Origin of the sequence: Streptomyces sp. VRA16 Mangrove soil (assembly GCF_017377775.1) — a bacterium.
In the GTDB taxonomy this organism is placed as follows: Bacteria; Actinomycetota; Actinomycetes; order Streptomycetales; family Streptomycetaceae; genus Streptomyces.
In genome coordinates this window covers 98,878-112,405 of the sequence record NZ_JAFVLN010000013.1, presented here as the reverse complement: position 1 = coordinate 112,405, position 13,528 = coordinate 98,878, and the positions used below count along the sequence as shown (strand labels likewise).

9 protein-coding genes are annotated in these 13,528 nt (G+C 72.3%); 4 read left to right on the top strand and 5 right to left on the bottom strand.

Annotated features, from left to right (window positions below):
- Positions 1-3: 3 nt before the first annotated feature.
- Positions 4-1,311, bottom strand: coding sequence for a sugar ABC transporter substrate-binding protein (locus tag J3486_RS30305; RefSeq protein ID WP_207826004.1), 1,308 nt, complete (start codon positions 1,309-1,311; stop codon positions 4-6).
- A 265-nt stretch (positions 1,312-1,576) separates the two neighbouring features.
- Between J3486_RS30305 and J3486_RS44780 the strand changes: the two genes are divergently transcribed.
- Both J3486_RS44780 and J3486_RS30295 read left to right on the top strand, forming a co-directional pair.
- Complete coding sequence (locus J3486_RS44780) at positions 1,577-6,019, top strand: glycoside hydrolase (RefSeq protein ID WP_207826000.1); 4,443 nt, start codon at positions 1,577-1,579, stop codon at positions 6,017-6,019.
- The gene (locus J3486_RS30295) at positions 6,016-7,116 is read left to right on the top strand and encodes a LacI family DNA-binding transcriptional regulator (RefSeq protein ID WP_207825998.1); all 1,101 of its coding nucleotides are present in this window, start codon (positions 6,016-6,018) and stop codon (positions 7,114-7,116) included. The genes J3486_RS44780 and J3486_RS30295 overlap by 4 nt, the downstream gene beginning before the upstream one ends.
- On the opposite strand, the gene J3486_RS30290 is transcribed toward J3486_RS30295, so the two are convergent.
- Together J3486_RS30290 and J3486_RS30285 are read right to left on the bottom strand one after the other, a co-directional pair.
- Positions 7,111-8,379, bottom strand: a complete 1,269-nt coding sequence (locus J3486_RS30290) for a cytochrome P450 (protein ID WP_307804997.1) — start codon at positions 8,377-8,379, stop codon at positions 7,111-7,113. The two genes, J3486_RS30295 and J3486_RS30290, sit on opposite strands and share 6 nt — an antisense overlap.
- Positions 8,376-9,161 (bottom strand): alpha/beta hydrolase, encoded by a 786-nt coding sequence (locus tag J3486_RS30285; RefSeq protein ID WP_307804996.1) that lies wholly within the window; start codon positions 9,159-9,161, stop codon positions 8,376-8,378. Before J3486_RS30285 ends, J3486_RS30290 begins: the two co-directional genes overlap by 4 nt.
- Positions 9,162-9,260: 99 nt before the next feature.
- Between J3486_RS30285 and J3486_RS30280 the strand changes: the two genes are divergently transcribed.
- Positions 9,261-10,106 (top strand): pentapeptide repeat-containing protein, encoded by an 846-nt coding sequence (locus J3486_RS30280; RefSeq protein ID WP_207826274.1) that lies wholly within the window; start codon positions 9,261-9,263, stop codon positions 10,104-10,106.
- Between the two features lie 3 nt (positions 10,107-10,109).
- On the opposite strand, the gene J3486_RS30275 is transcribed toward J3486_RS30280, so the two are convergent.
- Positions 10,110-10,508 carry a chorismate mutase gene (locus J3486_RS30275; protein ID WP_374194794.1) on the bottom strand — a complete coding sequence of 133 codons (399 nt, stop codon included), beginning with the start codon at positions 10,506-10,508 and terminating at the stop codon, positions 10,110-10,112.
- A 94-nt stretch (positions 10,509-10,602) separates the two neighbouring features.
- The gene (locus tag J3486_RS30270) at positions 10,603-11,037 is read right to left on the bottom strand and encodes a hypothetical protein (RefSeq protein ID WP_207825997.1); all 435 of its coding nucleotides are present in this window, start codon (positions 11,035-11,037) and stop codon (positions 10,603-10,605) included.
- A gap of 160 nt (positions 11,038-11,197) precedes the next feature.
- On the opposite strand from J3486_RS30270, the gene cyc2 reads away from it, so the two are divergent.
- Positions 11,198-13,462, top strand: coding sequence for a germacradienol/geosmin synthase Cyc2 (cyc2, locus tag J3486_RS30265; protein WP_207825995.1), 2,265 nt, complete (start codon positions 11,198-11,200; stop codon positions 13,460-13,462).
- Positions 13,463-13,528 lie beyond the last annotated feature (66 nt).

The following is a 13,528-nucleotide window of genomic DNA, read 5'->3' as shown; positions in this document are numbered from 1 at the left end:
AGGTCAGCCGGCCTGCTGCAGCAGCTTGTCGCACTCGGCGACGGCGTCGTCCATGGCCTGCTGGGCGGACTGCTTGCCCTGCAGCGCCTTGGCGACCTCGTTCTTGAGGACCGTCTTCATCTGCTCGGTGAAGACCGCCGGGGTGTAGTTCACCGCCGTCTTCAGGGCCTTGGCGGCGGTGACCCGGATGCGGCCCTCGTCGGTGCCGTCGTCCTTGGTGTAGTACGGCTTGTCGAGGCTGCCCTTGGTCGACGGGAAGATCGCGACCTCGCGGCCGAACGCCTCCTGGTTCTTCGCGTCGGTCACCCAGTGCGCGAACGCGACGGCGGCCGGCTTCACCTTCGACTGCGCGTTCACCATCAGGCCCTGGACGTACATGTTGTCCTTGCCCGTGTTGTTCACCGCGGGCGTGACACCGATGTTCTTGTAGAGGCTCGGGGCCTCCTTCTTGTACGTCGTCAAGTCGTTCGCGCCACCCGGGTTCATGGCGATCGACTGCTGCTGGAACTTGCGGCCCGCGGACTCCGCGACCGCGGTCAGCGCCTGCGAGTCCAGCGCCTTCGCGTCGTACAACTCCTTGTACTTCTTGACCAGTTCGACACCCTTGGCGTCGTTGAAGGTGAACTTGGTCATGTCGTCGTTCATCATCTTGACGCCGTAGCGGCCGAAGTCCTCGACGGCCGGGGCGTTGGCCAGCATGGCGATCTTGCCCTTGCTGTTCTTCGCCATCTGCAGCGAGTCCTTGAACAGCTGGTCGTACGTCGTCGGCGGCTTCTCGGGGTCGAGCCCCGCGTCCTTGAAGAGCTTCTTGTTGTAGAACATCGGGCCGGTGTTCAGATACCACGGGAAGGCGTACGTGCCCTCCTTGCCCGGCATCTGGTGGCTCGTCCAGGCACCCGGCAGGTACTCGTCCTTGTACTTGGCGGCGGCCTCGTCGAGGTTGAGCGCGAGCCCGGCCTTGGCGAGCGGGGTCGCGAGGTCGGGGGAGACGTTGACGACGTCGGGCAGGGTGTTGCCGGTGGCCTGCGAGCTGAGCTTGTCCGCGTAGCCCTCCGCGGGCTGGTCGACCCACTTGACCTGGACGTCCGGGTACTTCTTCTCGAAACCGGCGATGACGCCGTCGAAGTAGTCCTTGAAGTTCGTCTTCAGGTTCCAGGTCTGGAACGTGACGGTCCCCTCGATCTTCCCGGACGCGTCACCCCCGCCCGAGCCCGAGTCCCCCGAGCCCCCGCAGGCGGTCATGACCAGGGCTGAGGTGACCGCGATCGCGGTGGCTGTGACTCCACGACGAGACGGGCGCGATATCCGCATGGCCGGGGCTCCTTTGCTCGGACCGAATACAGAGAAGTAAAAGACAGTGGCGCGGCACAGACCTCCGCGTTGCGGCGCTGACGGTACTAATGCGTTTTAGTTCGTGTCAATGGTTGGCCGCGGATCGAGACATCTAGGCAGGTCAGAGCCGATGTAGACACGCGTGACAGACGTTTGACAGGTGCGGCGAGCGGCCGTAAAGCTGTGTGCAACTATTGCGCTTTAGTGCCAGGGCGCAGCCAGGTCGCACAGAATGGATATGCCCGTGGACGTGCAGGATTCCGGCATCCAGGTCGCCGGCGTCATGACGCCCGCCCTCTTCGCGGGACCCGAGCGTGAGCCGCTGCAGGTGGTGCGCGTGCGGGTGCGGCGCACGCGTCCGGTCGGCCCGTTCGCCGTGTCCGTGTCCGGGCCCTCGGTCGCCACCCCGCGCCCCAGGTTCGTGCGGGCCGACACCGCCGAGGCGTACGCGGGCGTCGACGCCAAGGCCGAACTGGCTGCGGCCGAGGGGGAGTCGGCGATCGAGTCCGTCGTCGAGGTCGCCGTGCGGGTGAGCGGCGCGGCGCCCGGCACGCTGCTGCCCGTACGTGCCCTGGTCGCCGCGCCGGACGGCCGCGAGCTGTGCGCGTACGCCTTCACGCTCCCCGTCGCCGAACCGGGCTGGACCGTGCGGCTCGTCCCGCACTTCCACTACGACCCCATGTGGTGGAACACCCAGGCCGCCTACACCGCCCTGTGGGACACCCCGCCGCGCACCGGTGAGGCGGAGAAGGGCTGGGAGTACACGGGCGTCCCGGCCTTCACGCTCGTACCGCTGCACCTGCAGCAGGCCCGCGACGACCCCGCGTACCGCTTCGTCCTGTCCGAGATCGACTACCTGAAGCCCTTCTGGGACACGCATCCCGAACATCGCGACGAGATACGGCAGTTGATCGCCGAGGGGCGTCTGGAGATCGTCGGCGGCACCTACAACGAGCCGTCCACCAACCTGACCTCCGCCGAGACCACCGCCCGCAGCGCCGTGCACGGGCTCGGCTTCCACCGCGGGGTCCTCGGCGCCGCGCCGCGCACCGCCTGGCAGCTCGACGTCTTCGGGCACGACCCGTCGTTCCCCGCGCTGATGCGGGACGCCGGGCTCGACTCGGCGGTGCTCGCGCGCGGCCCGCACCACCAGTGGGGTCCCATGATGGACACCTGGGGCGAGGCGCTGCGCCCGCCGACCGCCATGCAACTCCCGGCGGAGTACGACTGGTTGGGTCCAGACGGCACCGGCCTGCTGCTGCACTACCTGCCCGCGCACTACTCGGCCGGCTGGTTCTCCCACAAGGCGCCGTCGGCCGACGCCGCGGCCGAGCAACTCCTCGCGCTGTACGAGCTGTTGCGCACCGGCGCCGCGACCCGCAACGTCCTCATCCCCATGGGCACCGACTTCTCCTGGCCGCACCCCTGGGGGCTCGACGTCCAGCACGCCTGGAATCGCCGCTACACCTGGCCGCGCCTCGAACACGCCGGACCGCGCGAGCACTTCGCCGCCGTGCGGGCCGAGCTGGCGGCGCGCGGCGAGCGCCCGCTGCCCGTCACCCGGGAGATGGGACCGGTCTACACCGGCAAGGACGTCACGTACGCGGACGTGAAGCAGGCGCACCGCGCGGCGGAGAACCTGGTCCAGGAAGCGGAGACGTTCGCGGCGCTCGCCCACGGACTGGGGCTGACCCCCTACCCGGACGACGCCCTCGACAAGGCGTGGCGGCACCTGCTGCACGCGGCGCACCACGACGCGGTGACCGGGACCTTCTCCGATCAGGTGTATCTCGACCTGCTGCCGACCTGGCGCGAGGCGGCCGAACTCGCCGCGGAGGTACGGGAGTCGGCGCTCGCCGCGCTGACCTCGGTCGCCGACACCTCGGGGCCCGCGGGGGCGGGGGCGGGGGCGGTGGCGATGACCGTCTTCAACCCGGTCTCGTGGACGCGTACGGACGTCGTGCGGACTCGGGTAGCGCTGGCGGATCTGGCGGACCTGGCGGATCTGGCGGGCGTGGCGGAGCGGGCGGATCTGGCGGGCCAGGCGGGCGGGGCGGACCTGGACGTCTCGCGGATCGGTGTGCGCGACGACGCGGGAGGGCTCGCGCCCGTCCTGGTCGAGCACGTGGGCGCGGACGAGGTGGCGCTCGCCTTCCTCGCCACCGACCTGCCGCCGCTCGGGCACCGTACGTGGTGGCTGGTGGCGGCCGACGCGCCGCTGTCCGGCGGCTGGGAACCCGAGGCCGGTACCACGGCCGCCAACGAGACGTTCCTGATCGAGGCCGACCCGGCGCGCGGCGGAGGCCTGAGCCGGGTCACCGACCTGCGCGGCGGGCACGAGCTGCTCACGCCCGGCGAGGTCGACGAACTGGTCGTGCAGGACGAGTACGCCGCCCACCCCTTCTTCGAGGAGGGGCCCTGGCACCTGCTGCCCAAGGGGCCCGGCACCGGATCCGGGTCCGCGCCCGCCGACACCTGCGTCGTCGAGCGCAGCCCGCTCGGCGCCCGGATCGTCGCGACGGGCCGTACGGGACCGGCCCGCTGGACCCGTACGACCACGCTCTGGAACGGTCTCGACCGCGTCGAACTGACCACCCGGGTCGACGAGTTCACCGGCAGCGACCAGCTGATGCGCCTTCGCGTCCCGGTCGACGTGCCCGGCGCGCTGCCCGTCGCGGAGACCGCGGCCGCCGCGGTGGGCCGGGGCTTCGCCTTCCCGGAGACCGACACCGGCACCGATCACACCCGCGCCCCGTGGACGCTCGACAGCCCGTGCCTGAACTGGTTCGCCCTGTCCTCGACGCTCCGGGCGACGCTGACGGGGCCGGACGGCGCGCCGGCGGGCGAACGGGCCCTGGGCGCCGGGGAGATCGTGCTGCCGGACGGCGGGCTGCCCGGGTACGGCGCGCCGCTGGACGGCCCCGCCGAGACGGCCCCCGACCCGCTGCGCGACCTGGTCACCGCCCTCGTCCGGCAGGGCGTCACCACGACGCCGACGCGCGCCCGGGGGCCCCGCTGGGGTGATCTCGCCGTGGACAGCAGCCTTCCGGACTTCCGCATCGCGATCGGCGGCCCCGAGGTCAACGCCTTCACGGCCGCGGTGCTCGACGACGCCGGGCCCGCGTACGCCGACGCCGTGCGGGCCGCGCGGGCGCCGCTCGTGTGGGTGCCGGCGCGCACCGGGCTGCGCGAGGCGTGGGTTCCCGGGTGCGACCTGACCGGCGTACGGGATCTGCCGGTGGCCGTTCTGACCGGGGACGATCTGCCCGCCGCGCTGGCCGCGCTCGCCCTGGACGTCGCGGGCGAGGGGCGCGTGGGCGCGCTGGACCCGGCGCCCGGCGCGCCGGAGGCGTTCGAGGACCGCACCGTCGCCCTGCTCGTGCGCGGCACACCGGGGTTCGCCGTCGACACCCGGGGACGGCTGCACAGTTCTCTGCTGCGGTCCTGCAGCGGGCGGCCGTCCGGTGCGTGGATGGACCCGCCCCGGCGCACCGCGCCCGACGGGAGTTCCTTCCAGCTCCAGCACTGGACCCACGTCTTCGAGCACGCTCTGGTCGCCTCGCCCGGCGACTGGCGGCGGGCCGATCTCGTGCGCAGGGGACGGGAGTTCAACCAGCCCCTGACCGTGGTGAGCGGCGCTCCGCACCCCGGCACGGCCCCGGCCGCGCGCTCCCTCCTCACGGTCGAACCCGCGGACCGCGTGCTCGTGGAGACCGTCAAGCGGGCCGACGGGCAGGCCCTGGCCGTGCGGCTGCGCGAGACCCACGGCCGGGACGCCGGGGCCGCGCTGACCACGGTGGTGCCGGTGCGCGGCATCGCCGCCGCCGACCTGCTCGACGCCCCACGGGCGGACGCGCAGCCGCTGGCGCTGCCGGGACACGCGTACACCACCGTGCGGCTCGACACCGGCGGCCCGCTGCCGCCGTGCGCACCCCGGCAGGAGGAGGTGCGGCCCCGGTTCAGTCGCTATTGGCTGCACAACACGGGCACCTCGCCGCTCGGGAACGCCCCGCACTCGCTGACCGTGTCCCCGTCGGCGCTCACCGCCGCCGACGGCGGGTCGCTGCGCACCGAGGTCGTGCTGACCTCCAACACGCCCGCGGGGGAAGGTGTCCAGGAGTATCCGGTGACCGTGCGCCTTCCCGACGGCTGGCGTGCCTCCTGGACCCGCGACGACGTACGGTTCCCCGCGGGCGGTCACGTCGCCCTGCCGCTCGTCGTCGACGTGCCGCACGACGCGTCGTCGGGCGATCACCTGGTCCTCGTCGAGGCGGCCGACGTGCAGGACTGCCTCACCGTGACCGTTCCCGGCACCGACGGGCCGCCGCCAGGACTCGACGTCCACATGCCGCGGTCGCGCGTACGGGTGGCGCCCGGCGGCGTGGCCGAGATCCACGCGGTCGTGCGCAACGCCCTGCACAGTCCCGTGCACGGCGAGGCCATCGCTGTCTCTCCGTACGGAAGTTGGGGGATGATCGTCGAACGCACCGTCCCGCTGCGGGTACCGGACCGGGGCGAGACGGAGGTCGTGTTCCGTGTCAGGCCCCTGCCGGACACGCCACCCGGTGTGTACTGGGTGTTGATCAAGGCCGTGTGCCTGGGTCGCTCCGCCTATGGAACCGCAGTCGCCGTCACTGTCGACGGAGCCGACGCACCGCACGCCGCACACGAGGGGGCATCCCGATGACACCGCCACCGCCACCGCCACCGCCGACGCAGGGTGACGGTGCCAGGACGACTCCCGCGCGCCGCCCCACCATCAAGGACATCGCCCGCCGCGCGGGTGTCTCGGAGAGCGCCGTCTCCTTCGCCCTGAACGGCAGGCCCGGCGTGTCGGCGGGGACCCGCGACCGTGTCCACCGGGTCGCGGAGGAACTCGGCTGGCAGCCCAACAGCGCCGCCCGCGCCCTGTCCGGGGAACGTTCGGGCAGTGTCGGCCTGGTCCTCGCCCGGCCCGCGCACACCCTCGGCGTCGAGTCGTTCTTCCTGCAACTCGTCTCCGGCGTCCAGGAAGTGCTCGCCGCCCGCAAGGTCGCGCTGCTGTTCCAGGTCGTCGAGGACATCGACGCCGAATGCGCCGTGTACCGCCGCTGGTGGGCCGAGAACCGGGTCGACGGGCTGCTCGTCGTCGACCCGCGCACGGACGACCCGCGCCCCGAACTCCTGGGCGAGCTGGGGCTGCCCACCGTCGTCATCGGCGCGCCCGCCCTCGGCGCCGACGCCCCGCACGTCTCGACGGTGTGGGCCGACGACTCGGCCGCGATGGCGTCGGTCCTCGCGCATCTGCACGGCCTCGGGCACCGGCGCATCGTGCACGTGGCGGGCCTGCCCGGGCTGGCCCACACCGAGCGGCGCATCCGTTCCCTGCGCACCGAGGCCGAGCGGCTCGGGCTCACCGACACCGATGTCCGGTCGGTGACGACCGACTACTCCGACGCGGAGGGCGCCGAGGCGACCCGCCGCATCCTGGACGAGCCGGAGCCGCCGACGGCGATCGTCTTCGACAACGACGTGATGGCCGTCGCGGGCGCGTCCGTCGCCGCCGAGCGCGGCATCCAGGTGCCGCGGCAGCTGTCACTCGTCGCCTGGGACGACTCGGCCCTGTGCCGGCTCACCCATCCCTCGCTCACCGCCCTGGTGCGCGACACTTCCGGCTTCGGCCGGCTCGCGGCGCAGGAGCTGCTGGACCGGCTCGACGGCGGCCCGGTCCGCAGCCTTCAGGCGGAACTCCCGCATCTGGAGCCGCGTGAGAGCACGGGACCGCCGGGGGAGCGCCGCTCATGAGCGAGGGGCGACGACCCGGAGCTCCTTGATCCCGTTGATGAAGTTCGACACGAGACGCCGTGGCGGTCCCGCGAGCGTCAGCGTCGGCAGGGCCCGGCCCACCTCCTCGTACAGCACGCGGAGTTGGAGCCGCGCGAAGTGCGCGCCCAGGCAGACGTGCGGGCCGTCGCCGAACGAGACGTGGGGGTTGGGAGAGCGGGCCGGGTCGAGGCGGAACGGGTCGGGGAAGACGCGTTCGTCGTGGTTCGCGGACGCGTGGAGGACCACCACTTTGTCGCCCTTCGCGATGCGGGTGCCGGACAGCGTCGTGTCCTCGTTCGCCGTGCGGCGGAAGGTCAGGACGGGTGGGTGGCGGCGCAGCAGTTCGTCCACCGTTGTCGTCAAGTCCAGCTGTCCGGTGCGCAGTCGGGCGTACGTGGACGGGTGCTCGGCCAGCAGGGCCAGTGCGCCCGGGGCCGCGCTGCGTACCGTGTCGTTGCCCGCGATCGTCAGCAGGAAGAAGAACATCTGCCGTTCGGGCGGGGTGAGTTCGGGGTCGAGGGCGAGCGTCGTCATGACGTCGTCGGCGGGGTGGGCGCGCTTGTGGGCGGTCAGTTCGTCGGCGTACGCGAACATGTCGGCCAGTGCGGCGGGGGAGCGCGGATCGACGCGCGAACCCGCGGTGGGCGCATCGGCGGCATCGGCGGCCTCGTCCGGGTCCTGGTAGCCGATGACGCGGCGCGTCCAGTGCAGCATCAGGGTGCGGTCGGACTCGGGGACGCCGAGGAGATCGGTGAGGTTGAGCAGGGCGTAGTCGTCGGTGACCGCCGACACCAGGTCCACGGTCGGCCCCGCGGCCTGAAGCGCCGTGTGGAGCAGGGAGGTCGCGCGCTCGCGGGCCGCCCGCTCGAACCGCTCCACGCGGCGCGGCGTGAACGCCCGGCTCACCAGGCGGCGCAGACGGCCGTGGGCGGGAGGGTCCTGGTTGAGCATCATGCCGCGGATGAACGGCAGGTCCGCCGGGTCGGGATCGCGGATCTGGGTCGCGCCCGCATGCGAGGAGTACGCCGACGCGTCCTTCAGGACCCGCACCACGTCCGCGTGCCGGGTCACCGCCCAGAAGCCGGGCCCCTCCGGCCAGCCCAGCACCGCGGGTTCGCGCTGCCACGCCACCGGGTGGTGGTCGCGCAGGACGCGGTAGCGGTCGTGCGGTACCTCATGGCCGTACAGACGGGGGTCGAAGACGTCGGGGACGGGCGGGGCGCCGGGCACCGTGTCGCTCACTCGGCGTCCGCACGCAGGAAGTCCTCCGCCACCCGGATCAGCGCGAGCGGCGCCTCGTCCATCGCGTAGTGCCCGCACACCGGCAGGTCGACCAGCTCGCCCCGGACGAACCAGCGCAGCCACGTCGCGCGCATCAGGTCCGCCGACAGCGCCGGGTCGAGCTGCCCGGTCACGGCGAGCGCAGGGACCGTCGAGCCCTCGACGTCCGCGTGGAAGTCGTCCCCCGACCACGAGTCGAGCCAGGCCCGGAACGCCTTGGCGTCACTGCACTCCAGGGAGCGCCGTACCATCCGGTCCAGCCAGGCCGCCGGGCGGACGCCGCCCGTCGTCACGTCGAGGATGGCGCGCCGGTGCTCCGGCTTCGTGTCCGCCGTCGAGAACAGCTCCCACTGCTCGGGCGGGAGCGGCAGCCCGGACGCCGGGACCGGCGACACCCCCACGAGGCGCCGCACCCGGCCGGCCGCCCGCGCCACCACGCGCTGCGCCACGCTCCCGCCCATCGAGTGCCCGATCAGCGAGAACCGGTCCCAGCCAAGACGGTCCGCGAGATCGAGGACGTCCGCCGCGCCCTCGGCCGTCGTGTACGCGCCGGGCACCTCCTTCGCCTCGCCGTAGCCGCGCAGGTCCACGAACGCGTACTGGAACGCGTCCCGGTCGAGATCGGGCACGATCGGCGCGTACGCGGCACGGTCGGCGAACCAGCCGTGCACCGCGATCACCTTGTGCGGGCCTTCGCCGTGCAGGGTGTGGGGGAGGTGCGAGGAAAGCGGAGCAGGGGGCACGTCGACTCCCGGGGGTGCGCCGATGGGGGTGCCGGTCGAGTCCACGGTGGCGCGTGGTCCCGCCACCCACAAGGGGGCGTACACCGTCGATCGGTGACAATGGGGGGCGTGACCTCCTCCGACGCCGCCCCCGCGACCCCGCCCCGCCCCGAACTGCTGGCCGACTGCGGTTCCTGCTTCGGACTGTGCTGCGTCGCGCTGCCGTTCGCCAAGTCCCACGACTTCGCGGCGAACAAGAACGCGGGGACGCCGTGCCGCAACCTCCAGGAGGACTTCCGCTGCGGCATCCACGCGCGGCTGCGCGACGAGGGCTACCCGGGCTGCACCGTCTTCGACTGCTTCGGCGCCGGGCAGAAGGTCTCCCAGGTCACCTTCGAGGGCGTCAGCTGGCGCGAGCGGCCCAAGAGCGCGCGGGCCATGTACGAGGTCTTCCCCGTCATGCGGCAACTGCACGAGCTGCTCTGGTACTTGAGCGACGTCCTGGAGCTGCCGCGCGCGAAACCCGTGCACCGCGACGCGCGCCGCGCCAGGACCGACATCGAGCGCCTCACGCGCGCGGGTGCGCAGGAACTGCTCGCCGCCGACGTCCCCGCGATCCGGGCCGACGTCAACGCGCTGCTCCTGAAGGCGAGCGAACTGGAGCGCGCCGCCGTCCCGGGGCGCAAGAAGAACCACCGCGGCGCGGACCTGGTCGGTGCCCGGCTCGGCAAGGCCGACCTGCGGGGCGCGTGCCTGCGTGGCGCCCTCCTGGTCGCCGCCGACCTGACCGACGCCGATCTGCGCAGCGCCGACCTGATCGGCGCGGACCTGCGCGACGCGCGTATCGAGGACGCCGACCTGACCGGCGCCCTCTTCCTCACCCAGGCCCAGCTGAACGCCGCGCGCGGCAATGCCGCCACCAGGATCCCGCCGGGCCTGGCGCGCCCCGCGCACTGGTCCGCGTAACGATCAGGAGCGCAGCGCGCACACGGACGGCAGCGCCCGCGCGAGTCCCTTCAGGTGCAGTACGTCGAACCCGCGCGCGTGGGCGTCCCGCAGCGCCGCCCTGCTCGACGCGCTCACGGCGCTCCAGCCGGGCCGCGCGTCGGCGGCCTGCACGCCGCTGCTCACGGCCTGGGTCGTGATGCGGTCGAGCGCCGGCCTGACCTCGGTCGCCAGGTCGGGCCGCTCGGTGGGCCGTTCCTCCGGGTGCGCGTCCCAGCGGGCGTACAGGCCGCGCTGCACCACCTTGTTGGCCTCGATCTGGTCGCGGAAGACGGCCTGCGCGAAGCCCGGGTCGAGCCCGAGCCCCACCGAACGCGCCGCCACGTCGTCGAGGATCTGCCGCTCCCGCGCGGGATCGTCGATGGGCTTGTCGGTGCCGTACTTGGCGGCCGCGACCTTGTCCGCTGTGCGGTACGGGCGTTGGCTCTCCTGTGTAGCAACACCCGGCCCTCCCGGCTCAGCGGCGCAGCGTGTGGAAGGCGCACAGATCGGGGTCGTCCGTGTACGTGTACACGACGGGGGCGGCGCGGGTGCCGCTGATGTCGTAGTCGTAGAGGGCCTTCGGGAAGACCAGTTCGAGTTGCCTGGAGTCCTCGTCGCCGCTGCCCGGGCCGTGTTCGAGCGACCAGGTGCCGGTCACGGTCGGCGAGCCGCCGGCCTTCGGGGCGTCGGTGACGCGGTCGAGGTCGGACCAGTCGGCGGTGAACGTGCCCCCGGCGCGCAGCAGCAGCTCGCCGGACGGGTCTCCGTGCCAGCGTCCGACGAGGTCGGAGGCGGTCAGGCCGGAGGGCGTCGGGCCCTCGGGGCCGCAGTAGCCGTAGCGCGCCATGCAACCGGCCGCGGACATGGCCAGCAGGGTGAGCGCGCAGGCGAGCACAGCGGTACGGAACACGAGACCCCCCAGGTTTTGAACGTGTTCAAGTGTGGAGCAGCGTACCCCGCGCGCGTGGCCGCTTCCCTCCGGGGGCCGGAACCAGTCCTGGTTCACGCGATAGTGCGATCATGTCCCGCCCCGTGGATGGCGGTTGACGGCCACGGGTAGGGCCGCGCACATGACTGAGCAGTCCGTATCGTCCTCGCAGCCGTTCCGTCTGCCGCGCTTCTACATGCCGTACAAGGCGCGGCTCAATCCGCACCTCGACGAGGCGCGGGCCCACTCCACCGGCTGGGCGCGCCGGATGGGGATGCTGGAGGGATCGGGGGTCTGGGAGCAGAGCGACCTCGACGCGCACGACTACGGACTGCTGTGCGCGTACACCCATCCCGACTGCGACGGTCCCGCGCTCTCCCTGATCACCGACTGGTACGTCTGGGTCTTCTTCTTCGACGACCACTTCCTCGACATGTTCAAGCGCACCAACGACCGCGCGGCCGGCAAGGCCCACCTCGACCGGTTGCCGCTGTTCATGCCGATGCACGTGGAAGACCCGGCGGACCCGGCCGCCCCCGTGCCGGAGCCGGAGAACCCGGTCGAGGCCGGACTCGCCGACCTGTGGCGGCGCACCGTGCCCGCCATGTCCATGGACTGGCGCCGCCGCTTCGCCGAGTCGACCGAGCACCTGCTCAACGAGTCGATGTGGGAGCTGTCCAACATCGACGAGGGACGGATCTCCAACCCGGTCGAGTACATCGAGATGCGCCGCAAGGTGGGCGGCGCCCCCTGGTCGGCCGGGCTCGTCGAGTACGCCACCGCCGAAGTGCCCGCGTGCGTCGCGGGGTCGAGGCCGCTGCGCGTCCTCATGGAGACGTTCTCCGACGCCGTCCACCTGCGCAACGACCTCTTCTCGTACGAGCGGGAGGTCCGCGACGAGGGCGAACTCTCCAACGGGGTCCTGGTCCTGGAGACCTTCTTCGGCTGTACGACCCAGGAGGCGGCGGAGGCCGTCAACGACGTGCTCACCTCCCGGCTGCACCAGTTCGAGCACACCGCGTCGACCGAAGTGCCCGTGCTCGCCGCCGACAAGGGGCTCACCCCGGACCAGCTCGCGGCCGTCGCCGCGTACACCCGGGGGCTTCAGGACTGGCAGTCCGGCGGGCACGAGTGGCACCTGCGCTCCAGCCGCTACATGAACAAGGAGGCCGCACCGGCCGACCCGCTGCGGTTCGGCGGGCCGACCGGGCTCGGCACGGGGGCCGCCGACGTGAAGGCCCTGCTCGACGCCGTGGGGGCCGAGCGGCTGCGCGCGTACCGGCACGTGCCGTACCAGAAGGTGGGCCCCTCGCTGATCCCCGAGATCCCGATGCCGTTCCAGGTGCGGCTCAACGGCGGCCTGGAAGGCGCCCGCGCCCGCCTCGTCGCGTGGGCGCACCGCATGGGCATCCTCTCGGAGGGCGTCTGGGACGAGGACAGGCTCGCCGCCGCCGATCTCGCACTGTGCGCGGCGGGGCTCGACCCCGACGGCCCACCCGAGGCGCTCGACCTGGGCGCGCAGTGGCTCGCCTGGGGGACGTACGCCGACGACTACTACCCGCTCGTCTTCGGACACCGCCACGACATGGCCTCCGCCCGGCTGTGTACGGAGCGTCTGTCGGCCTGCATGCCGGTCGAGGGGGAGGCGGCGCCCGTGCCCGTCAACGCCATGGAACGCGGCCTCACCGACCTGTGGCTGCGCACGACGGGGGACATGTCCCCGGACCTGCGGCGCACTCTCAGGGGCACCGTCGAGGTCATGACGGAGAGCTGGCTGTGGGAGCTGGCCAACCGGATCCAGCACCGGATCCCCGACCCCGTCGACTACCTGGAGATGCGCCGCGCCACCTTCGGCTCCGACCTGACCATGTGCCTGTGCCGGCTCGGCCACGGCCCGGCCGTGCCGCCCGAGGTGTACCGCAGCGGCCCCTTCCGCTCCCTGGAGAACGCGGCGACCGACTACGCGATGCTGGTCAACGACGTCTTCTCGTACCAGAAGGAGATCGAGTACGAGGGCGAGATCCACAACGCGATCCTCGTCGTGCAGAACTTCTTCGGCATCGACTACCCGACCGCGCTGCGCATCGTGCAGGACCTGCTGACGCAGCGCATGGAACAGTTCGAGCACGTCGTCGCGCACGAACTGCCGGTCCTGTACGAGGACTTCGGGCTCGACCGGGAGGCGCGTGCCGCGATCGAGGGCCATGTCGAGCAGTTGCGGAACTGGACGGCGGGCATCGTCAACTGGCACCGGCATGTGGACCGTTACCGCGCCGGGCACCTGGCGTCCCGCACCCACGGCTTCGTGCCGGACCGGATCCCGGCGGCGCCCGTGCGGTCGCTGTCCGCACTGCCCTTCGCATGGCGGGTTCCGGTTCCGGTTTCCGAACCTTCTCGTCCGGAATAAGTACTTCATGGAACTTTGCCGGGACGCCGGTCGTCTTATGGGGTGAGACGGCCACTGACCGGCCGT

Coding starts and splice junctions, on each gene's coding strand:
- J3486_RS30305 (WP_207826004.1), bottom strand. CDS start 1,311: ATGCGGATATCGCGCCCGTCTCGTCGTGGAGTCACAGCCACCGCGATC.
- J3486_RS30295 (WP_207825998.1), top strand. CDS start 6,016: ATGACACCGCCACCGCCACCGCCACCGCCGACGCAGGGTGACGGTGCC.
- J3486_RS30280 (WP_207826274.1), top strand. CDS start 9,261: ATGGGGGGCGTGACCTCCTCCGACGCCGCCCCCGCGACCCCGCCCCGC.
- cyc2 (WP_207825995.1), top strand. CDS start 11,198: ATGACTGAGCAGTCCGTATCGTCCTCGCAGCCGTTCCGTCTGCCGCGC.